Source organism: Ahrensia kielensis DSM 5890 (genome assembly GCF_000374465.1).
Lineage (GTDB): Bacteria > Pseudomonadota > Alphaproteobacteria > Rhizobiales > Rhizobiaceae > Ahrensia > Ahrensia kielensis.
The window spans coordinates 206365-228521 of record NZ_KB894531.1 but is presented as its reverse complement, the minus strand read 5'-3'; the positions used below and the strand labels follow the sequence as shown (position 1 = coordinate 228521).

General features: G+C 46.6%; 22 protein-coding genes. 11 read left to right on the top strand and 11 right to left on the bottom strand.

The features are described 5' to 3' along the window. The first annotated feature begins 21 nt into the window (after positions 1 to 21). From C504_RS0112925 to C504_RS0112915, 3 genes are read left to right on the top strand one after another with little or no spacing between them, the layout of a single operon-like run. Positions 22 to 375, top strand: coding sequence for an arsenate reductase family protein (locus tag C504_RS0112925; RefSeq protein WP_169385125.1), 354 nt, complete (start codon positions 22 to 24; stop codon positions 373 to 375). Between the two features lie 42 nt (positions 376 to 417). Further along, positions 418 to 1686 carry a flavodoxin-dependent (E)-4-hydroxy-3-methylbut-2-enyl-diphosphate synthase gene (ispG, locus tag C504_RS0112920; RefSeq protein WP_018689775.1) on the top strand — a complete coding sequence of 423 codons (1269 nt, stop codon included), beginning with the start codon at positions 418 to 420 and terminating at the stop codon, positions 1684 to 1686. Further along, entirely contained in the window at positions 1676 to 2527 is an 852-nt protein-coding gene (locus tag C504_RS0112915) for a lytic transglycosylase domain-containing protein (RefSeq protein ID WP_018689774.1), read from the top strand. The genes ispG and C504_RS0112915 overlap by 11 nt, the downstream gene beginning before the upstream one ends. Here the strand turns inward: C504_RS0112915 and C504_RS0112910 are convergent. Further along, positions 2524 to 3441: a polyprenyl synthetase family protein gene (locus tag C504_RS0112910; protein ID WP_018689773.1), complete on the bottom strand. Its 918-nt coding sequence runs from the start codon at positions 3439 to 3441 to the stop codon at positions 2524 to 2526. The two genes, C504_RS0112915 and C504_RS0112910, sit on opposite strands and share 4 nt — an antisense overlap. 99 nt (positions 3442 to 3540) lie before the next feature. Between C504_RS0112910 and mtgA the strand changes: the two genes are divergently transcribed. Both mtgA and rpmF read left to right on the top strand, forming a co-directional pair. After that, complete coding sequence (mtgA, locus tag C504_RS0112905; RefSeq protein WP_018689772.1) at positions 3541 to 4338, top strand: monofunctional biosynthetic peptidoglycan transglycosylase; 798 nt, start codon at positions 3541 to 3543, stop codon at positions 4336 to 4338. 142 nt (positions 4339 to 4480) lie between these two features. Further along, positions 4481 to 4663: a 50S ribosomal protein L32 gene (gene rpmF, locus C504_RS0112900; RefSeq protein ID WP_018689771.1), complete on the top strand. Its 183-nt coding sequence runs from the start codon at positions 4481 to 4483 to the stop codon at positions 4661 to 4663. Between the two features lie 125 nt (positions 4664 to 4788). On the opposite strand, the gene C504_RS0112895 is transcribed toward rpmF, so the two are convergent. Together C504_RS0112895 and C504_RS0112890 are read right to left on the bottom strand one after the other, a co-directional pair. Further along, positions 4789 to 5628: a lytic murein transglycosylase gene (locus C504_RS0112895; RefSeq protein ID WP_156815961.1), complete on the bottom strand. Its 840-nt coding sequence runs from the start codon at positions 5626 to 5628 to the stop codon at positions 4789 to 4791. A gap of 122 nt (positions 5629 to 5750) precedes the next feature. Further along, the gene (locus C504_RS0112890; protein ID WP_018689769.1) at positions 5751 to 6437 is read right to left on the bottom strand and encodes a YggS family pyridoxal phosphate-dependent enzyme; all 687 of its coding nucleotides are present in this window, start codon (positions 6435 to 6437) and stop codon (positions 5751 to 5753) included. Positions 6438 to 6643: 206 nt separating this feature from the next. Between C504_RS0112890 and leuS the strand changes: the two genes are divergently transcribed. The 3 genes from leuS to holA are packed head-to-tail and all read left to right on the top strand — an operon-like array spanning position 6644 to position 10815. Then, positions 6644 to 9247 (top strand): leucine--tRNA ligase, encoded by a 2604-nt coding sequence (gene leuS / locus C504_RS0112885; RefSeq protein WP_018689768.1) that lies wholly within the window; start codon positions 6644 to 6646, stop codon positions 9245 to 9247. A gap of 22 nt (positions 9248 to 9269) precedes the next feature. Further along, positions 9270 to 9776 (top strand): hypothetical protein, encoded by a 507-nt coding sequence (locus C504_RS17895; protein ID WP_018689767.1) that lies wholly within the window; start codon positions 9270 to 9272, stop codon positions 9774 to 9776. Between the two features lies 1 nt (position 9777). Continuing rightward, positions 9778 to 10815 carry a DNA polymerase III subunit delta gene (gene holA / locus C504_RS0112875; protein ID WP_018689766.1) on the top strand — a complete coding sequence of 346 codons (1038 nt, stop codon included), beginning with the start codon at positions 9778 to 9780 and terminating at the stop codon, positions 10813 to 10815. 55 nt (positions 10816 to 10870) lie between these two features. Here the strand turns inward: holA and C504_RS0112870 are convergent, their stop codons facing one another. The 8 genes from C504_RS0112870 to hemE all read right to left on the bottom strand — a co-directional run bounded on the left by C504_RS0112870 (position 10871) and on the right by hemE (position 19632). Beyond that, complete coding sequence (locus C504_RS0112870; protein ID WP_018689765.1) at positions 10871 to 11761, bottom strand: ParB/RepB/Spo0J family partition protein; 891 nt, start codon at positions 11759 to 11761, stop codon at positions 10871 to 10873. 62 nt (positions 11762 to 11823) lie between these two features. Further along, the gene (locus tag C504_RS0112865; protein ID WP_018689764.1) at positions 11824 to 12612 is read right to left on the bottom strand and encodes a ParA family protein; all 789 of its coding nucleotides are present in this window, start codon (positions 12610 to 12612) and stop codon (positions 11824 to 11826) included. A 23-nt stretch (positions 12613 to 12635) separates the two neighbouring features. After that, a complete protein-coding gene (gene rsmG / locus C504_RS0112860; protein WP_018689763.1) occupies positions 12636 to 13256 on the bottom strand; it encodes a 16S rRNA (guanine(527)-N(7))-methyltransferase RsmG in 621 nt (206 codons plus the stop codon). 1 nt (position 13257) lies between these two features. Beyond that, positions 13258 to 15117, bottom strand: coding sequence for a tRNA uridine-5-carboxymethylaminomethyl(34) synthesis enzyme MnmG (gene mnmG / locus C504_RS0112855; protein ID WP_018689762.1), 1860 nt, complete (start codon positions 15115 to 15117; stop codon positions 13258 to 13260). A gap of 149 nt (positions 15118 to 15266) precedes the next feature. Beyond that, on the bottom strand, positions 15267 to 16571 hold the full coding sequence (gene mnmE, locus C504_RS0112850) for a tRNA uridine-5-carboxymethylaminomethyl(34) synthesis GTPase MnmE (protein ID WP_018689761.1): 1305 nt from the start codon (positions 16569 to 16571) through the stop codon (positions 15267 to 15269). Between the two features lie 84 nt (positions 16572 to 16655). Then, positions 16656 to 17921 (bottom strand): transcription termination factor Rho, encoded by a 1266-nt coding sequence (gene rho, locus C504_RS0112845; protein WP_026317474.1) that lies wholly within the window; start codon positions 17919 to 17921, stop codon positions 16656 to 16658. A 140-nt stretch (positions 17922 to 18061) separates the two neighbouring features. Further along, a complete protein-coding gene (gene hemJ, locus C504_RS0112840; RefSeq protein WP_018689759.1) occupies positions 18062 to 18604 on the bottom strand; it encodes a protoporphyrinogen oxidase HemJ in 543 nt (180 codons plus the stop codon). A 2-nt stretch (positions 18605 to 18606) separates the two neighbouring features. Further along, a complete protein-coding gene (hemE, locus tag C504_RS0112835; RefSeq protein WP_018689758.1) occupies positions 18607 to 19632 on the bottom strand; it encodes a uroporphyrinogen decarboxylase in 1026 nt (341 codons plus the stop codon). A 480-nt stretch (positions 19633 to 20112) separates the two neighbouring features. Here hemE and C504_RS0112830 point away from each other — a divergent pair, with 480 nt between their 5' ends. From C504_RS0112830 to coaE, 3 genes are read left to right on the top strand one after another with little or no spacing between them, the layout of a single operon-like run. Further along, on the top strand, positions 20113 to 20721 hold the full coding sequence (locus tag C504_RS0112830) for a Maf-like protein (RefSeq protein WP_018689757.1): 609 nt from the start codon (positions 20113 to 20115) through the stop codon (positions 20719 to 20721). Further along, positions 20714 to 21550 carry a shikimate dehydrogenase gene (locus tag C504_RS0112825; protein ID WP_018689756.1) on the top strand — a complete coding sequence of 279 codons (837 nt, stop codon included), beginning with the start codon at positions 20714 to 20716 and terminating at the stop codon, positions 21548 to 21550. The genes C504_RS0112830 and C504_RS0112825 overlap by 8 nt, the downstream gene beginning before the upstream one ends. Then, positions 21547 to 22134: a dephospho-CoA kinase gene (gene coaE, locus C504_RS0112820; RefSeq protein WP_018689755.1), complete on the top strand. Its 588-nt coding sequence runs from the start codon at positions 21547 to 21549 to the stop codon at positions 22132 to 22134. The genes C504_RS0112825 and coaE overlap by 4 nt, the downstream gene beginning before the upstream one ends. Positions 22135 to 22157: the final 23 nt, after the last annotated feature.

The window sequence follows — 22157 nt, the reverse complement described above, 5'->3', positions numbered from 1 at the left end:
AATGTTCCAGAGAGGCAAAACATGACGTTGCACATATTTGGTTATGCGGGCTGCTCAACTGTGAAAAAAGCCGTTCAGTGGGCTGAAGCTGAAAAGCTGCCATTTGAATATAAGCATTTCATCAAAGTCGATGATTTGGAAAACTCATTGCGCCAATGGGTCTCGCTTGCGGGCATTGATGCCGTATTCAACCATAAAGCACAGACATTCAAAAAACTGGATGACGCCGAGCGTGATGCAATCACCCAAAGTGAGAACAGCATGATCAAAGCAATGGCAAGCGAGCCGCGCTTTATCAAACGTCCGGTTGGAACAGACGGAAAAACCGCATTAACAGGCTTTGATGAAGCTGCATGGCAACAGGCATTTGCCTAAGACATAAATTGACACCTCACCTGTCATAAATGAGATAGATGCATGACCAAGAATAGCCCGAATTACATCAGTGAACCATTCGCACGTCACCAAACTGTCGGCGTTGATGTCGGCGGTGTCCTTGTGGGCGGCGGCGGTGACGTCGTCGTGCAGTCCATGACCAACACGGATACGGCAGATATTGATGCAACAGTTGCGCAAGTTGCAGCGCTTCATAAAGCTGGTTCTGAAATCGTTCGCATCACCGTCGATAAGGATGAAGCTGCAGCCGCTGTTCCAAAAATTCGCGAACGGCTTGAGCGCCTTGGCCTCGATATTCCATTGGTCGGTGATTTTCATTACATTGGTCATAAGCTTCTTGCCGACCATCCAGCATGTGCCGAAGCACTGGCAAAATACCGCATTAATCCGGGCAATGTCGGCTTTCGCGAAAAGCGCGACAGGCAATTTACTGATATTATCGAAATGGCAAACCGCTATGAAAAGCCGGTGCGTATCGGCGTTAATTGGGGTTCTCTTGATCAGGAATTACTCACTCGTTTGATGGATAAAAACCAAGAAGACGGATTTCCTTTGACTGCCCAGCAGGTGATGCGTGAGGCGATTGTGCAATCCGCATTGATTTCCGCTGAACTGGCTGAACAGATCGGCATGCCGCGCGAACGCATCATTTTATCTGCAAAAGTAAGTCAGGTTCAGGATCTGATCGCGGTTTATACCGATCTTGCAAAACGCTCTAATCATGCACTCCATTTGGGGTTGACCGAAGCTGGCATGGGCTCAAAAGGCATCGTTGCATCATCAGCAGCGCTTGGCATCTTGTTGCAGCAGGGTATTGGCGACACAATTCGCATTTCCTTGACACCAGAGCCAAACGGCGACCGCACGCGCGAAGTTCAAGTCGCGCAAGAACTGTTGCAAACAATGGGCTTCCGCCAATTCGTACCTGTTGTCGCAGCGTGCCCTGGCTGTGGGCGCACGACTTCAACCGGATTTCAAGAACTCGCTAAGAAAATCGAAGGCGACTTGCGCAAAAACATGCCGATATGGCGCACGAAATATCCAGGTGTTGAAGCCTTAAAGGTTGCCGTCATGGGCTGCATCGTTAATGGGCCTGGCGAATCCAAACATGCCGATATTGGCATTTCCTTGCCGGGCACCGATGAAAGCCCTGCAGCGCCGGTATTCGTAGATGGCAAAAAAACAGCGACCTTGCGCGGCGATAATATTGCCGGAGATTTCGAAAATATGGTTGCAGATTATATTGAAGCGCGCTTTGGCGAAAAAGGTGATACACGCGGTGCTGCTTAAGCGTGTACCTCTTTTACTCGCCGCATGGCTGACAATAACACCTGCGTTAGGGCAAACAGCGGCCAAAGACATAGAGGCTGAATTTCCCGTTGAGCGCATTTGTCAGCTTATTGCGCGCGAAGCATCTAGCAACGGTATGCCCTTAGCTTTTTTCGCAAGACTAATCTGGAAGGAAAGCCGTTTTGATGCCAAAGCGGTATCTCCGGTTGGCGCACAAGGCATCGCGCAATTTATGCCCGGAACCGCAAAGCTTCGAAATCTGGACGATCCTTTCGATCCAGAAAAGGCGATCCCCGCTTCGGCTCTCTATCTTGCAAAGCTGCGCGTGCAATTCGGCAATCTTGGTCTTGCATCTGCCGCCTATAATTCAGGCGAAACACGCGTTGCAAACTGGTTAGAACGCGGCGGCAGTTTGCCCATTGAAACAGAGAACTATGTGCTTGATATCACCGGAGAGCCTGTCGATACTTTTTTTGACCGCCGCCGCCAAATCAAAGATCATCCGCTTGAAGAAGAAATCGGATTTTTTGAAGCATGCCTGCGCTTACCCATTATAGAAACCCGTGCAGGATCAATGGCCGCAAAATTGACCATGCCTTGGGCGATACAGGTCGCTGGTAACTTCAAACGCGAAGTGGCTCAGCGTAGCTGGAGCCGAATCAAAGCACGCAATGGTGCCATATTAATGGGCATGCCCCTGTCGATAAGCCGATCACGGTCAGCACTTGGACGACGCGGCATCTATACCGTTCGCTTGGGCGCACCATCGCGGCAAAAAGCCAACGCTATTTGCGGCCGTTTGCGCAGCAATGGAACACCTTGCATTGTTCAAAAAAACTAAGACTGCCGCTTGGCAACAAATTGCGTAGCAGCGCGGATAATATCTGCTTTTTCTCCATAAGGAACTAAAAGCCTCTCGGCTTCCTCAACCAGTTGGTCCAAGCGCTTGCGTGCCCATTCAACACCGTGAATCGCAATCAATGTGCTTTTACCAGCGTCAGCATCTTTGCCTGTCGCTTTTCCCATTGATGCTACGTCCGATGTTACATCCAACAAATCATCCGCCAATTGAAACGCAAGGCCAACCAATTCACCGTAGCGCCGTATATTTTGGCGCTCCTCTTGGTCACTACCGGCGATAATAGCCCCCGCCTCACATGAATATCGGATAAGCGCACCGGTTTTCATCGCGTGAATCCGGCTAATCATATCTTCGCCTGCGTCTTTATTCTCGTTATCAAGATCAAGCTGCTGGCCGCCAACCATGCCGCCAGCACCCGAATCACGCGCTAGCGCACGCACCAACTCAACCTGCGTTTTAGGTAGAAGCCCGCTTTTTTCGTGAACGGTCAAATCAAATGCCAATGTAAGCAAGGCATCACCTGCCAAAATCGCAGTCGCTTCATCATAGGCAATATGAACTGTTGGCTTGCCGCGCCTAAGCTCATCATCATCCATTGCCGGCAAATCATCGTGCACAAGAGAATAAGAATGTAAACATTCCAGCCCCGCCGCGGGATAAAGCGCCAAACCTTCCTCAGCGCCAAGCATTTGAGCAATTTCCATTACAAAAAAGGGCCGAATGCGCTTGCCGCCGTTAAGCACACCGTGGCGCATTGCACTCACAAGCCTTTCAGGACGAGCAATTTCGCCATTTTGAGCCGCTGCATTGAGATATCCCGTTAGAAAATTATCAACTTGCGTGGCGCGCGATTTGAGAATCTCTAAAAATTGAGTTTGATTGTATTGAGCCACAAATTTGCCCCACTATTTAGCCGCGTGCTTGATCGGCCATTTCATATGTGATTATTCAATTGCCTACGGATTGAGAAAAGTTCAACCATATTTCACGCAATGAGCGTTAAGTACTTTCAGGAACGTCGCAATATTTTGGCCAATGCACCTAAGAAAAAATCAGGCAAGAAGACCGTGCGGGCTAAAAAACCCATGATTCTGAGGCCAACATTGCGCCAGCGCATGGCAAGTTTGTTCAAGTGGACAATTCTCGCATTGATCACAATTATAGTGCTGCCCTTTGCATTAACCGTGCTCTATCGCTGGGAAGCTATTCATCCAACATCAACACTCATGGTCTCGCGCCACATTGCCTTTAAGCCCGTAGACCGGCGGTGGATTGAATTGGACGATATGGCCCCTGCCGCCTATCAAGCGGTGATGATGTCAGAGGACGGACAGTTCTGTGCCCATAGCGGCATTGACTGGAACGCCTTAAACCTCGTCATCTCCGATGCAATAGACGGCGAAAAAACGCGCGGCGCATCAACCATCACCATGCAGACCGCAAAAAATCTCTTTTTATGGGGTGGCCGCTCCTATGTACGCAAAGCTTTAGAAATTCCTCTGGCCCTTTGGATTGAGCTCGTTCTGTCCAAAAAACGCATAATGGAAATATATCTCAATATTGCTGAATGGGATGACAATGGCGTTTTTGGCATTGAAGCCGGTAGCCAAAGCCATTTTGGTGTTTCTGCCGCAAATCTGACCCGTAAACAGGCAGCCTATATGGCCGTGACATTGCCCAACCCAATCTTGCGTGAACCAAGCAACCCAACCAAGGGTCTGCGCCGTTTAGCCTCTGTAAATATCAAGCGTGCGCAGAATTCTGGTGCTTATATTAAGTGTCTGCAATAGAATCTGCATAAAATTTCAGTGGATGGCTTCTCAAACAGGCTTGCAGGGTGTATAGCGCGCCAATCAATTCTAGCGCGGAACGGTTATTACGGCCCGGACCAATCACCGGCGACGTTACTGCGCATCGACTTTGGAGTATAAAATGGCTGTTCCTAAGAGCAAGATCTCACGCTCTAAGCGTGGTATGCGCCGTTCAACAGACGCGCTTAAAAACCCAACTTATGTTGAAGATAAGACTTCTGGCGAACTTCGTCGTCCGCACCACATTGACCTGAAAACAGGCATGTACCGTGGTCGTCAGGTTCTTGAAGTTAAAGAATCTTAATAACGAACTATGCGTAAGCATTAAAAAAACCCGCCTGCATCACTGCGGCGGGTTTTTTGTCGTTCTTTAAATTAGCATCAAAGAAACTGGCCGCTTACGGCCAGCTCTTATGATTGGTGGCTAAACTAGCCGTCGATCTGTTTTGCCATGATTGCGATAGCTTGCTGGTAAACACCGGCAGCATTCCAGCCTTGAATTGCACGGTAGTTTGTCTCGCCTTTTTGATAGCCGCCACCTTTGCGCCAACCATGTGCACGCAAAAAGTTTGCCGTTGAAGCAAGCGCATCATATTTGTTGTTCAGGTCAAGGCGGCCATTGCCGTCACCATCAACGCCATATTTAAGAACGTTGCCCGCCAAGAACTGTGTATGGCCAAGTTCGGCATGCGCAGCACCGCGAGTGTTAGAATTGATAACGCCGCGATCAACAAGCTTCAACGCAGCAAGCAAATGACCCGTGAAGAAATCTGAACGACGGCAGTCATAAGCAAGCGTAGCAGCAGCAGACACCATGTTTGTGTTGCCTGTAAAGCGACCGAAACCTGTTTCCATGCCATGAATAGCAAGGAGTGGGCCAGCTGGAACGCCGTATTTTGCTTCCATATTTGCAAAGAAACGCGCATCAGATTTTTTCTTACTTTTGCCTTGTGAAACAATCGTATTGGCGCCGCGCACCTGCATAAATTTTTGCAAAGAATATTTGAATGATTTTTGGTTTCGGTCAGCAGCAATTGTCTTGGTTGCATATTGAGCGCCCGCAAGTGCTTGAAGACCGCGTTTTTTAATGCCTTTGCCAGCCGCTTCTTTTGCAAATGATTGCTTCCAAGCATTAAAACCAGAAGCGTTATTACCGCATTTTGCAGCCATCGCCGGCGTTGTTACGACAATAGGGGCAACTGTGGCAATCGGTACTGCAAGCATTGCCGTTGTTGCCATTGTGCACGCAAGCGCGCGAACCTTATTCATAGACATTCAAATCTCCAAATTTTGCAATTTTGTAACGCGCATGTCGCGGTTTACTCCCGCCCAATATGCCGCAATTATGGTTAATTGTCAGCTAACGTCAAAATTAGCCTGATTTTCCAACTTTATGCCCTTGAGCCAAATATAGCAGAGCCTACCCTAACGGAAGTAGCGCCAAACTCAATTGCTGTTTCAAAATCACCAGACATGCCCATTGATAGCTTATCGAGATTATTCTCCCGTGCTAATTTACGTAACAGTGCAAAATGCGGTCCAGGATTTTCATCAGCTGGCGGAATGCACATCAAACCAATCACATTGAGCTTTAAATCGTCACGGCAAAACGAGACAAATGAACTTGTCTGCTGCGGTGCTATGCCAGCTTTTTGTTCTTCCATGCCGGTATTGACCTGAACATAAACATCCAAATACCGATCTTGTTTGCGCATTTCACCAGCCAAAGCATTGGCAATTTTTTCGCGGTCGACAGTTTCAATAACATCAAACAGCGCAACAGCTTCACCCGCTTTGTTACTCTGCAATGGGCCGATGAGGTGCAACTCAATGTCACTATATTTGTCTTTTAGCGCTGGCCACTTTTGTTGGCTTTCCTGAATGCGGTTTTCACCAAACACACGGTGCCCAGCTTCAATCACCGGTTCAATATCATCTTCAAAATATGTTTTTGATACCGCGACCAGCTGCGCGGACCCGCTTTCGCGCCCAGTCGCCTGAACGGCAGCCTCGATCTGCGCACAAACATCATTATATCTTGAAACTGTATTCGCCTTCGTCACGTCAGGTTTTCCCATTCAATTAAAGCGTTTCAAGACGAAGTGGATACTGGCCTTTCGTCCCAAAACGCGCCAAACAAATTTAGATTATTTACGCAATGTAAAAAATGCGAAAATGCTCTAGCTTAGCCACACCTGTTGACCCTTATACGATTTGGCGGCAAGAGAGCAAAAACCTTTTCATTTAAGCCAAATGTTAGCATTTGTGCAAAGAGACGAGAACAATGGCGACCGAACGATATAATCCCCGTGCATCTGAAGCAAAATGGCAAAAGGCATGGAATGATGCGAAGCTGTTTGAAACAGCCGACAACCCTGATGGCGAAACTTATTATGTGCTCGAAATGTTTCCCTATCCTTCAGGGCGCATTCATATGGGCCATGTTCGCAACTATACGATGGGCGATGTTGTTGCGCGTTATAAGCGTGCCAAAGGTTTTAACGTTTTGCATCCGATGGGATGGGATGCATTTGGTATGCCTGCAGAAAATGCGGCTATGCAAAATAATGTTCATCCAAAAGAATGGACATATGAAAACATTGCCACCATGCGCGGCCAGCTTAAAACAATGGGCCTATCGCTTGATTGGTCTCGTGAATTTGCAACATGTGATGTCGATTACTACCACCGCCAGCAAATCTTGTTCCAAGACTTTCTAAAAGAAGGTCTCATTGGCCGAAAAACATCTAAAGTAAATTGGGACCCGGTTGATAATACCGTGCTTGCCAATGAACAGGTCATCGATGGCCGCGGCTGGCGTTCTGGTGCGTTGGTTGAACAGCGTGAATTGGCCCAATGGGTATTCAAGATTACCGATTACAGCGAAGAGCTTTTAAGCGCGCTAGACGATCTTGATCAATGGCCCGAAAAAGTGCGCACAATGCAGCGCAACTGGATTGGCAAATCACACGGCTTACAACTCCGCTTTGATTTGACAGATGCCCTCGACAATATCGAACAAATTGAAGTTTACACAACACGGCCGGACACTTTGGCTGGTGCCAGCTTTATTGCCATTGCGCCTGAACATGAAATTGCAAAGAAACTCGCTAAGAACAATCCAGCTCTAGCTGAGTTCAACGTCGATGTTCGCCGCGCTGGTACATCCGAAGAAGCCTTAGAAAAAGCTGAAAAGCGTGGCTTTAATACAGGTCTTACCGTTAAGCACCCGCTTTATGAAGATCAGACTTTGCCGGTTTGGGTCGCCAACTTTATTGTTACTGACTATGGTACGGGCGCAGTATTTGGCTGCCCTGCGCATGATCAGCGCGACTTAGATTTTGCGCGCAAATATGATCTCACAGTTACCGACAGCTTCTTTGCGCTCGATAACGACACACCGGTCGCCGATGAGGCTTTTACACCGATGAAAAGCGAGAAAGTGCGCTGGGTTAATCAACCAACCGGACTTGATATCGCCACCGGTGATGAGGCCGTTGCTGCGACAATAAAATGGGCGGAAGAGAAAAATATCGGCGAAGGCCGCGAACAATTCCGCTTGCGTGATTGGGGTATTTCCCGCCAACGTTACTGGGGCTGTCCTATTCCAATCATCCATTGTGATGATTGCGGTGCCGTTCCGGTACCAACAAAAGATTTGCCGGTTAAGCTTCCTGATGACATCAATTTTGATAAGCCTGGTAACCCGCTTACGCGGCATGAAGGTTTTCTCAATGTAGCCTGCCCGTCATGTGGCAAACCTGCAAAACGTGAAACCGATACGATGGACACATTTGTTGATTCGTCTTGGTATTTTGCTCGCTTTACTGCGCCGCATGCCGACAGCCCAACAATACCGGAAATCGCCGATAAGTGGTTGCCTGTCGACCAATATATTGGTGGCATTGAGCATGCCATTTTGCATCTTCTTTATTCGCGTTTCTTCACCCGTGCGATGAAGAAAGTCGGACACTTGAATATAGACGAGCCATTTAAAGGTTTGTTCACTCAAGGCATGGTGGTTCATGAAACATACAGAGATGACAAAGGCTGGGTAACACCCGCTGAAATTCGTATCGACGATAATGATGGCATACGCACTGCAGTGCATTTGGAATCCGGCAAACAAGTTGAAATTGGCTCGATCGAAAAAATGTCGAAGTCCAAGAAAAACGTTGTCGACCCAGACGATATCATCGCTTCTTACGGCGCGGACACTGCCCGCTGGTTCATGTTGTCAGATTCACCACCAGAGCGCGATGTTATCTGGACAGAATCCGGTGTTGAAGGCGCGCATCGTCTTTTGCAACGCGTGTGGCGCCTAATCGTCGATGCTTCTGATGTATTGAAAGATGCTGAACCTCGCATTGGCACAGATGGTGCTGCTCTAGCGGTTTCAAAAGCAACACATAAAACACTGGAAGCTGTTGGCGCTGATATTGAAAAATTAGCGTTCAACAAAGCCGTTGCCAGACTTTATGAGCTAACAAACCAACTAGCCAACCCATTAACCGAGATCGCCAAAGGCAAGGCAGATCCAGCGCTTGTTTCAGCGGTAAAAGATGCAGTACAAATCTATCTATCGATGATCGCGCCGATGATGCCGCATTTAGCAGAAGAGATTTGGGCAAATCTTGGCAATGAAACACTCATTGCCGATATGCCATGGCCAGATTTTGAACCTTCTTTGGTTGTTGATGATGAGATTATGCTTCCCGTTCAAATGAATGGTAAAAAGCGTGGTGAAATCACAGTTGCCAAAACGGCAAGCAAAGAAGAAATTGAAAAGCTTGTGCTCGCATTGGATTTCGTACAAAGCCAATTGGACGGCAATGAACCTAAGAAAGTCATTGTGGTTCCGAATCGAATTGTTAACATCGTCCTATAAGCTCGACTTGAGGAAACACTTTATGAAAACCCGCCGCGTCATATTAGGTCTGACTGCAACGCTTTTAATCATGGCTTCTGGCTGTACGGTTAAACCGTTGCACTCAAATACTGGCCTCGGACTAACCAAAAGTGTTTCCATCGAAAGCGTTAATTCGCGCGTAGCGCAGCAAGTTCGCAATCGATTGATCTTTTTAGTCAATGGCGGTGAAAGCCAGCCTGCTAGTCCAGAATATATTGCGCGTTTAACAGTCAGCTCTTCTACAGCGGGAATTTTGACCGCCCGCAATACAAGTGATGATTCTGACAATTCAGCCAGCCGCGTTACGCTTACAGGCACCTTACAGCTATCTACCTCTGACGGTGAAATTGTCGGTAATTATAAGCGCACGGCAATAGCGTTGCTTGATACAAGCACGCAGCAATTTGCCAATACGCGCGCTCAAATTGATGCTCAAGATCGTGCTGCTGTCGAACTTGCCGAAACATTCCGCGCTATCTTAATTTCGAAGATTCCCGCAGGCCAATAATATGGCACAACTCAAAGCCGGTGACATTGATCGATATCTGCAAAAGCCAGATTTTAGCAAAGCAGTTCATCTCGTATATGGCCCTGACCGTGGTTTGGTTGCCGAGCGGGTAAAAAAGCTGGCTGAAAAATCCGGCGTTGATCTTAACGACCCCTTTTCAATGATTAAGCTTGATATGGACTCGCTTAGCGCTGATCCAGACAAGCTTATGAATGAGGCATATACGATTTCCATGTTTGGTGGATCTCGCTTGATTTGGTTACGCGGGGTCGCCAATGATGCGTTTTTCGTGAAACAATTAGAACGGCTGCTTAATGATCCCCCGCAATCATGCTTCTGTATATTAGAAGCAGGCGACCTTAAAAAAGGCAGCAAGGTGCGTGATCTGGTCGAGCGCGGAAAATCTGGCCAAGCCATTCCATCCTATAGCGACACCAGCAGGAATATTGCTTCGCTCGTCGATGAAGTACTGCAAGCCAACAATCAAACAATTGGCCTAGAGGCGCGGCAATTTTTATTATCGCAGCTTGGTGCAGACCGCATGGCTTCTAGAGCAGAGCTCGATAAGCTTTGCCTTTATAATTATGGGAAATCTGAAATCCAGCTTGAAGATATCCAAGCCATTCTAGGCGATGCTTCTGCCACCAGCTTTGATGCTGTTACGGATGCGGTGTTGTCTGGTAATCTCAAGCAGTTTGATATTGCGATTACAAAATTTTCAACATCCGGTGGTTCAAACTTTCAGCTCTTTGCAGCCATGATGCGTCAGTTTCAATCACTTGATAGAATGCGCGGTGAAATGGATGCATCGGGAAAATCCGCCAGTGCTGTTGTTGCCAGTGCACGGCCGCCTGTGTTTTTTTCGCGAAAAGCAGCCGTCGAATCCGCTCTTAATAAATGGTCTAGCAAAGCAATTCGTGCGGCCCATGATCGTTTGCAAACAGCCCTACTTGAATCGCGGAAAAACAGTCAGATCGATGTTAACATCGCTCATATTGCTCTGTTAGGTTTAACTGTGCAGTCCGCGCGTCGGCGCTAATATTGATAGCGCTGTGTTCTTCACCTGAAAAACACAGCGCGCAGTTTTATAAAATTTATGACTGCCGCTGAAGCAAACGACACAAAGCATCCAATTGCTCAAGATCTTTATAAGCGATCTTAACCTGGCCGCCCTTCGCACCATGTGTAATCTCAACACGGTAACCAGTTGTATCACTCAGCATCTTTTCAAGCGCCAATGTGTCAGCATCTTTTCCTTGTTCACTTGAACTCGGCTTTGGTTTTCTCGACGCATTGCCTGAATCATTCGCAAGAGCTTCGGCTTGGCGCACAGAAAGCCCTTCATTTACGATTCGTTTCGCAAGCGAATCGGGATCGGAAGCCGTAACGACGGTACGTGCATGGCCAGCAGATAACGTGCCTTCGCTCACCAGAGATTGAACGCCTTGCGGCAATTTCAATAAGCGAAGCGTATTTGCAACATGGCTGCGGCTCTTGCCGATCACGTCACCAAGATCAGCCTGTGTGTAGCCATGCTCATCCATCAATTGTTGATAACCCAACGCTTCTTCAATCGCATTGAGGTCCGAACGCTGTACGTTCTCGATAATAGCAAGTTCAAGCGCTGCTTTGTCATCCACATCACGGATAATGATAGGAACTTCTGTCAGGCCTGCACGCTGAGAAGCGCGCCAGCGACGTTCACCGGCAATAATTTCATGGCGGCCAGCATTATCATTGGCCACTGGACGCACAACAATCGGCTGAATAATGCCATGCTCTTTGATCGAATGCGCAAGTTCATCAATTTCGCTATCGGCAAAGAAACGCCGTGGGTTGTTTTTACTCTGAACAACCAACTCAATAGGTATCATACGATCAGAGGCAACAGGTTTCGCCTGATTTGATTCTGCAGGCTGATCCATTTCGCCAATCAATGCAGCTAAACCGCGGCCCAGTCTCTTACGAGAATTATCGTCTGCCATATTGTTGTTCCACTATCTTAATGAGTCGAGGCTATTGTTATTTTGTTTCGGCTAAGAATCGTTTATGCAGCTTTGCTCTGACGCTCTCTTTGAATCACTTCAGAAGCCAAATTGAGATAGGCTTGGCTGCCGCTGCAAGCAAGATCATACAAAATTGCTGGCTTGCCATAAGACGGCGCTTCAGAAAGCCGCACGTTGCGCGGTATCACAGTTTTGTAAACCTTAGCGCCCATATGCGCCCGCACATCATCAACAACCTGGTTGGCTAAATTATTACGGCCATCATACATCGTCATAACAATGCCCTGAATGCCCAAATTTTTATTCACCGAACCGCGCACCTGTTCAACGGTTTTGAGAAGCTGGCTCAAACCTTCAAGCGCAAAGAACTCACACTGTAATGGCACTAATAGCGAATCAGCTGCGGCCATAGCGTTAAGCGTCAGCAAATTAAGAGATGGTGGACAATCAATGATAACATAGCCAAATTGACCATCTTGCGCACGCAGAGCATTTTTCAAACGAAAAACACGGTCAGCTGCTGATGCGATTTCCATTTCTACGCCAAGCAAATCCATCGTTGAAGGCACAATAGATAAATTCGGAACCGCCGTCTGAATGGTGGCTTCTGAAATCGAAGCTTCACCGAGCAATATCTCATAAGAAGACACTTCGCGGTCATCACGTTCAATGCCAAGGCCCGTGCTGGCATTGCCTTGCGGGTCGACATCAACGATCAAAACGCTTTCGCCAATGGCAGCCAAAGCCGTTGCCAAATTAATCGCAGTCGTCGTTTTTCCTACGCCGCCCTTTTGGTTGGCAATGGTTATAATCCGTGTGGATTGACCCATGATTTGAACTCCGCCTATAAACGCTATTTGCGCTTTAGATTTGCAATCTCGAGAATGACCGATTCCGTGCCTATTCTACTTTTATGTATTACCAGATCAAAGTCCCAATTGGCATGGCTTTCTTCCAACTCTTCACGGTATCCACGTCCTTTGTGAAAAAGTCCCACAGCGCCATTTGATAAATGGCATTGTGTTAGCTCAAACAATTTTGGAAGCGCTGCAAGTGCGCGCGCTGTGACATAATCTGGTGTTTGAATAGCAGGCAGCGCATCTTCAATACGTTTTGAGTGTATATTTACACTGCGCGCGCATTGCGCCTTCGCTGCCATCAAAAATGCTGTTTTTTTCCGATTGCTCTCAACCAGATCCACGCGCGAGCCATCAACATCTTCGAGCATGGCCGCTAGAACGATACCGGGAAATCCACCACCAGAACCAATATCAACCAAATGTCGCATATCTGGCTTTATGAGTAATAACTGCGCACTGTCTTCTATATGACGCTGCCAGATTTCACCCTTTGTTGAATCTGCAATGAGGTTGATCCGCTTCGACCATTGTTCAAACAAGGTCTCAAATGCGATTAAGCGCTGCATAGTTTCACGTGAAACATTCAGCGCGCCATTTAATAATTTACGGTCCATATCAAGCAGCTGATTTCTGTTGTTTGCGAATTTGCGCGATAATCAATGCAATGCCAGCAGGAGTCATGCCTTCGATACGTTGCGCCTCGGCAATGCTCTTTGGTTGTCTATCATTCAGCTTATTGCGGAGCTCATTAGAAAGACCGGCGATAGTGTTAAACTCTATACCCGCTGGAATGAGAAGATTTTCATCACGCCGCACAGATTCAATATCAGCCTTTTGCCTATCCATATAAACCGCATAATGCGCTTCAATAGCAAGACGATCTAAAGTATCGCCATCAAACTGTTCAAGCTCAGGCCAAACACGCAATAAATCGGGCAGCTCAATCGTAGCATAAGAAAGAAGATCATAACCGCTACGTCTGACGCCATCCATATTCAAAGCAATATCGTGTTTGCCCGCTTCTTGAGGCGTCAGCGTTTTGCTCTTCAAAGCTACACGCGCATCATCTAAGCGCGTCTTAACATCCTCAAAATGAGCAGCACGTTCGGAAGATGCCAAACCAATTTCCACAGCAAGTGGCGACAAGCGCATATCCGCATTATCAACGCGCAATGAAAGCCGATATTCAGCCCGAGACGTAAACATACGGTAAGGCTCGCTCACACCGCGCGATGTTAGATCGTCAATCATTACGCCGATATAGGATGATGTACGGCTAAAATGCACAGGCGCTTTTTGGCCAACAAAGTGTGCAGCGTTAATGCCAGCAACCAAACCTTGTGCGCCAGCTTCTTCATAACCTGTTGTGCCATTGATTTGTCCAGCCAAATAAAGGCCCAGCGTACCGACCAAGTTTAGAGATTGGTCGAGAGCTTTAGGATCAACGTGGTCATACTCGATGGCGTAGCCTGGCTGTAAAATTTGCGCATTCTCTAGCCCAGGGATAGTTTTCATCATTGCCCACTGCACATCTTCAGGCAAAGACGTAGAAATGCCATTTGGATATACGGTGTGATCATCCAAACCTTCCGGCTCAAGAAAAATTTGGTGCCCATCACGGTCGCCAAATTTGACAATCTTATCTTCTACCGATGGACAATAACGCGGACCTGTGCCGCTAATATTACCAGAGTACATCGCCGAGCGATTTAGATTCTCACGAATGAGATCGTGCGTTTTCTGGGTCGTGCGTGTGATGCCGCAATCAATCTGCGGAACACGAATTTCATCAGTCATCGATGAAAATGGAACAAGCTCTTCATCAGCGCTTTGCAGATCAAGAATTTTCCAATCGATTGTACGTCCATCAAGACGGGGCGGCGTTCCTGTTTTCAAACGGCCAAGGGGCACGTTCAGTTTAGTCAGACGATAAGCGAGTAAAGTACTCGCCTTTTCTCCCATCCTTCCGGCCGGAAATCTTTTATCCCCGATATGAATAAGACCGCGCAGAAATGTTCCTGTCGTTAAAACAACAGCGCCGCAAGATACATGCGTACCATCTGCCAATTTAATACCATTAATCGCGCCCGAACTATCCTGCGACAGATCAATGACTTCACCCTCTAAAATAGAAAGACCCTCAACAGCGCGAATCTCCGCTTGCATCGCCTCTCTATAAAGCTTGCGATCAGACTGAGTACGTGGACCACGCACCGCTGGACCTTTTTTGCGATTAAGCATTCTAAACTGAATACCTGATCTATCAGCAACACGCGCCATCAAGCCATCGAGAGCGTCAATCTCACGTACAAGGTGCCCCTTGCCCAGCCCGCCAATGGCAGGATTACAAGACATCACACCAACCGTATCGAAGGAATGGGTGGCGAGCGCCGTCTTAGCCCCGAGCGCAGCACTAGCACGAGCCGCCTCACAGCCAGCGTGACCGCCGCCAATAACAATAACATCGTAATGCATAAAAATACCGCAAGTTAGGAATAGGTGTTGAATGACTCTTATCGACACACAGGTCAAGGCTCTTATGTTTCACGTGAAACAATTAGAGAATTTATTATGGAAAATGTTTCACGTGAGTCACGAAAACTCGCCGTAATGTTTCACGTGAATCACTTACCTATACAAAATGACGAGAATATGCGCCCTAGCACATCTTCTGTATCAAATTGTCCGGTAATACGTCCAAGGCTATAGGCAGCCGACCGTAAATGCTCAGCGCGCAGTTCAAGAGCGTCAACGCTCTCAATCGATTTATTCAAATCTTTTAAACACTGAGATAGATGATCGATGTATCGGGACTTAATAGCAGAGCCTATACGAGACTGATCAAGCTCAATACTAATAATAGCGGACAGTTTCTCTAATAGCGAAGTAACGGAAGCAGCGTCATTAACGCTTACAAAGATTGTATCTTCATCGGGTTTGATATTCGAACTTAGATCAGCCTTAGATCGAATATTGAGAACTTTAGAATTCGCGTTGATGAAATCATGATGCCATTCATCCTCATCGCTTAAGAACAAAATAAGGTCTGCCTCTTGAGCCGACGCGATAGAACGACGAATACCTTCAGCTTCTACGCTGCCTGCTTGTTCTCTGATCCCTGCCGTATCACTAAGCAAAACAAGGTAGCCCGCAATATCCAACCGAACTTCAACAATGTCCCGCGTAGTACCCGCTTCGCTAGAAACAATGGCACGGTCACTGCCAGCCAGAGCATTCAATAAACTTGATTTACCAACATTGGGTTTTCCAATGAGGCTAATTTTAAAACCATCGCGGATACGCTCTGAACGATCATAGCCCTCAAGATGCGCAGAAATAGAGTGATATAATTTTGCCATATCATTCCAGACTTGGTCTGCAACGGAACCTGGAACATCATCTTCATCAGCAAAATCGATATCTGCTTCGATCATTGCACGCGCATTTAAGAGCTGGTCCTGCCAATCATTATAAAGGTCTTTTAAACCGCCGCTTGCTAGATATTGAGCAACTTTGCGCTGGGCTGTCGTTTCCGCATCAATCAGATCAGCAAGCCCTTCAGCCTCAGTCAGATCAATCTTACCATTGGCAAATGCGCGGCGAGCAAATTCACCAGCTTCCGCATGACGAACCCCATCAATGCTGAGCAAAACATCAAGAATACCTGCAACAACGGCACGGCTACCATGCGTTTGAAGTTCTACAACGTCTTCACCAGTAAAACTATGCGGTGCAGGAAACCAAAGGACTAAGCCCTCATCGATCACTGAACCATCATTGTCACGAAAGATTTGTAGGGAGGTTTGGCGGGGCTGTGTAATGCGTGCGCCCAAAGCACTAATCACTGTTGCAGCTTTGGGTCCTGATATACGAATAATCGCAACGCCTGAAGGCAAACTGCCAGATGAAAGGGCAACTATAGTATCCATTTGTTGCGCCTTTCATTAGTTTCGGAGTCGAATCAATTGACTCAAATAATACTTACGTAAGATTCGTTTCTAATCCGAATCAAACTATGCGTTCATTGAGTCAAAGAACTCTGCATTGTTCTTTGTCTGCTTCAATTTGTCGATCAAGAACTCAACAGCATCCGTAGTACCCATCGGTGCAAGAATACGGCGCAGTACAAAGATCTTCTGAAGATCCTTACGCTCAATAAGCAGGTCTTCCTTACGCGTACCGGATTTCAAAATGTCCATTGCAGGATATGTACGTTTATCAGCGACCTTGCGATCAAGAACGATCTCAGAGTTACCTGTACCTTTGAATTCCTCAAAGATAACTTCGTCCATGCGGCTACCGGTATCGATCAAGGCTGTCGCAATAATCGTCAGCGAGCCGCCCTCTTCAATATTACGAGCAGCACCGAAGAAGCGTTTCGGACGTTGCAAAGCGTTGGCATCAACACCGCCAGTTAAAACCTTACCAGATGACGGCACAGTCGTATTGTAAGCACGGCCAAGGCGCGTGATCGAATCAAGTAGGATAACCACATCGCGGCCGTGCTCAACAAGACGCTTGGCTTTCTCAATCACCATTTCAGCAACCTGAACGTGACGAGAGGCTGGCTCATCGAAGGTAGAAGAAACAACTTCACCTTTCACAGAGCGCTGCATGTCCGTGACTTCCTCAGGGCGCTCATCGATCAATAGAACGATCAAATAACACTCAGGGTGGTTCGCTGTAATTGCATGGGCAATATTCTGTAAGAGAACTGTTTTACCAGTGCGCGGCGGTGCAACAATCAAACCACGTTGACCCTTACCAAGCGGTGCAACCAAATCGATAATCCGAGAAGACAAATCTTTCGATTCGCTATTCTCAACTTCCATTTTGAAGCGCTCATCAGGGTAAAGCGGTGTTAAATTGTCAAAATGGCTTTTATGACGAATTTTCTCAGGGTCATCAAAATTAATCGTATTGACTTTGAGAAGCGCAAAATAGCGCTCACCATCGCGAGGGCCGCGAATAAAGCCTTGAACCGTATCACCTGTTTTCAGGGAAAACTTTCGAATTTGCGAAGGTGAAATGTAGATATCATCAGGGCCTGGAAGATAATTCGCGCTAGCAGAGCGCAAGAAACCAAAACCATCTTGCAAAATTTCGACAACGCCTTCACCGATAATTTCAACATCATCTAATGAAAGTTGCTTCAAAATAGCAAACATAAGCTCTTGCTTACGAAGAGCACTCGCATATTCAACTTCGAGGGATTCAGCAAACGCAACAAGTTCAGGAGCTGATTTTTGCTGAAGTTCGCGCAAAGACATTTGGTCCATGGGACACCATATAGTTAAAATAGAAGAATAGACGGAAAAGGAGGGACTGGGTTCCGAATTTTCACATCAGATACAGGCGAATTGTGAAAATTTCAAGTCTGATTAAAAATCACGCCCTTAGAGACGCGATTTTTGCTTAATCAAAATGGTTTTACAATGACCATAATAACGATGAAAATCATCAAAACTGTAGGAATTTCATTGTACATACGCCATTGGCGCGCAGTTTTATCGTTCAAATCAGCAGCAAATTTCTTCACCGCACCTGCATAAAAAGAATGAACACCAGATAATAAAACAACAGCTAGAAGCTTCATGTGAAACCAAGGAGCCGTAAAATAACCAGCTGCATAAGCAAGCCATAGACCCAGAACCCATGCGATAATCATAGCCGGCGTCATGATTATTTTCATGAGGCGCCTTTCCATAACTTTAAAGGTTTCAGATTGAACTGAGCCTTTTTCAGCATCACTATGATAAACAAATAGACGCGGCAAATAGACAAGGCCTGCCATCCACGAAATAATTGCGATCACATGCAAAGCTTTAAGCCAGAGATATCGATCAGCAGGACCAGCAAGCCACAATAAAAAACCAATCACTACGAATATAGAAATTGCGATGGCAGCTCTAATCCCTGCCTTTTTTCCAGATTGTTTCGAAGTCGAATCAATTTCAGACATAATTAAGCTTCTCCGCGCACATAACGCACAAGGAAATCCATATCCTCAGGCTTTGCATTAGGTGTAATACCGTGCCCTAGATTGAATACCAACGGCCCCTGACCCAGAACGTCCATAATCCGGTCCACACCTTCCCTGATCGCCGCTTGCCCAGCAACAACCCTCTGTGGGTCAAGATTGCCTTGCACAGGACCCTCTTTTTGAAGTTCAGCGGCAAATTCGAGCGGAACACTCCAATCAAGTGCAACCATGTCAACGCCGGTTTTTTCGCGGTAACCACGATAAAAATGTCCAGCCCCTTTAGGAAACGCTATAATTTTAGCATCAGGGCGCTGAGCACGCACTTTATCGACGATGCGTTTAACAGGACGCACACAATTTGCCTCAAACGCAAATTCGTCCAAAACCCCAGACCAGCTATCAAAAATCTTAACCGCATCAGCTCCGGCATCCAATTGACCGATCAAATATTCAGCAGAGGCATCAGCCAAGATATCCAGAAGCTTAGCTAGTTCATCAGGCTTTTGATACATGAACAATCGCGACGGTGCTTGATCGCTCGTTCCTCGGCCTGCAATCATATAGGTTGCAACAGTCCAAGGGGCACCACAAAAACCAAACAATGCGGTTTCATCAGGCAGTTCTGTTCTCAGCCTTTTCACAGCTTCAAAAACCGGCGCTAAATGCGATAGAACATTATCAGGCGTTAAATTATCAACATCGCCGTCAGCCAAAGGCGTCATGCGTGGACCTTCGCCCGTTACAAAATGAACATCACGGCCCAGCGCATCTGGCATCACCAAAATATCGCTAAACAAAATAGCAGCATCAAAACCATAGCGTCTGATCGGTTGATGTGTTGCTTCAACAGCCATGTCTGGCGTGTAGCAAAAATGAAGAAAGCTTTTCGCTGATTTTCTAAGCTCACGATATTCTGGCAAATATCGTCCTGCTTGTCGCATAACCCAGATTGGAGGAGGCGCTATATGTGCTCCACCTATCACATCGATGATTTTTCGGTTCGACATGATTTACTCACTTTCATCGATCCCTCTTTAAAGAAGAAATCATTTTTTTGAATCTATTCTTATTTAGAGTCTGTGATTTGTGGGGAAACAGAATTATTCACAGACAGAAGGCCATTTATCCCCCTGTTTAAAATAATATACACATTCAACAACATTTTTGTCGGTCAAAATTGACGCAGCTCGAAAATCGCATTGTTTTCAAACTATTCAAAGATAAATCAAGTAAAGCGCACATTGTATAACTCTGTGCATAAGCTGTGGAATTAAATGTATATGCTGTGTGTTTTAAACAGCTACATAAAAACGTAAAGATAAGTGTGAACTGGGATAAAAACCATTTAGTTCACAGGCTCGAAGGCCAGCCTATGATTCGCTATTTTTTACGCACATCTTTATCCACAAGGCAAAATCGCTCGTAGAGACGAAACTGATCGTTGTTAGGAAATGACAGCAACACTAGATGTTGTGGTTCTAAGATTTATGAAAGCGCACGACATGTCCCTTATCTTGGCTTCAACCAGCCCCTTTCGAAAAATGCTTTTTGAAAATGCTGGACTGACATTTGAAACCGCTGCGCCTGACGTGGATGAACGCGCGATCGAAGAAACACTAGAAGGCAGCGGTGCAACAGCATCTGATATTGCTGAGATATTAGCCGAATCAAAGGCTAGAAATATTGCTGAACGGAATCCGGCTAAATTGGTTATTGGCGGTGATCAAACCCTGTCGCTTGAAGGCAGGCAGTTTCACAAACCCAAAGACATGGAAGAAGCACGCCAGCACCTTTTAGCAATGAGCGGAAAGGTTCATCAACTTAACAGTGCAATTGTGATTGTGCGCGGTGATGAAATTATATGGCGCCATGTATCGGTCGCACATATGCATATGCGTGTATTAGACCCCGGCTTTATTGGCAGACATCTGGCGGCCGTTGGCGATATTGCATTAAAAAGTGTTGGTTCTTATCAGATCGAGGGGCCAGGTATTCAGCTCTTTGAAAAAGTAGACGGCGACTATTTTACAATTGTCGGCGTACCGATGATCCCATTACTGGCAAAATTGCGTGAGCTTGGAGAAATTGATGGCTGATATAAGGGCTTTTGTTTGCGGTGATCCGATTAAACACTCTCGGTCTCCTCTTATTCATGGATATTGGCTTAACCGCTATAAAATCAACGGTTCCTATGAGGCAGTGCAGGTTTCAGCTGAAAACCTGCCAATCTTTATCAAAAATCTTCATGAAAATGGCTGGGCGGGTGGAAACTTCACAATCCCGCATAAACAATCGGTTTTTGATCAACTTGAAGACCTCGATGATGCTGCACGCGCAATTGGTGCGGTGAATACGGTGTGGAACGAATCCGGCAAACTATATGGCGGCAACACAGATGCCTATGGTTTCGCGGCTAATTTAGATGTGCAAGTGCCAATGTGGCGTGATGCTGAAACAGCCATTGTTTTTGGGGCGGGCGGTGCCGCGCGCGCTGTTATTTTCGCACTTTTAAAAGCGGGCGTTGCGAAAATCATCGTCGTTAATCGCACGATTGAGCGTGCGGAAGATATGGCGCAAAGTTTTGGAAAAACTGTAACTGCTATGACCTGGCAAGATATTACGTCCAAGCTTCAAGACGCCGATCTATTAATTAACACAACATCGCTTGGTATGGATGGGCAACCAGACTTTCCGCTTGATTTGGCGGGTGCGCGCGGCGATGCAATTGCGTCCGACATTGTTTATGTGCCGCTTGAAACGCCTTTTTTATTAATGGCAAAAAAGCGCGGTCTTCAAACATCGGATGGGTTGGGCATGTTGCTGCATCAAGCAACACCAGGTTTTGAAAAATGGTTTGGCCAGAAACCAGAGGTAGATGATGCATTACGGAAACTTATTGTCGACGATTTAGGAATCCGGCTATGATTATTATCGGCTTAACAGGTTCCATCGGAATGGGTAAATCAACGACTGCGGCTATGTTCAAGGAAGAAAATATCGCAGTTCATGATGCCGATGCAGTGGTGCATGATCTTTATCGTCATGGCGCATTGGTGGATGAAATCGAAAATCATTTCTCGGGCACAAAAACACCTTCTGGTGTGGATCGCAAAAAGCTTGGGCAATATGTCTTAAATGACAAAGCTGCGATGAAAAAACTCGAAGCGCTTGTTCATCCGCATGTCAGGCTGGCAGAAGAAAAATTCATCAAACACAATCGCGAAAAGAACGCAAAAGTTGTTGTTCTGGATATACCGCTGCTGTTTGAAACTGGCGGCGATGAGCGTGTTGATAAAATCGTCGTCGTCACTGCGCCTTATGAGGTTCAAAGAAAGCGTGTTTTATCACGTGCCTCGATGACTGAAGAAAAATTCCAGCAGATCCTAGACAGACAAATACCCGATGCGGAGAAACGCGCGCGTGCAGATTTTCTCATTGATACATCGCTTGGCATGGATGCTGCCAAAACGCAGGTCAAGAACATCATTAGCCAGCTATTAGAGGGTTAAGTTCTGCATAGATTTATAGCACG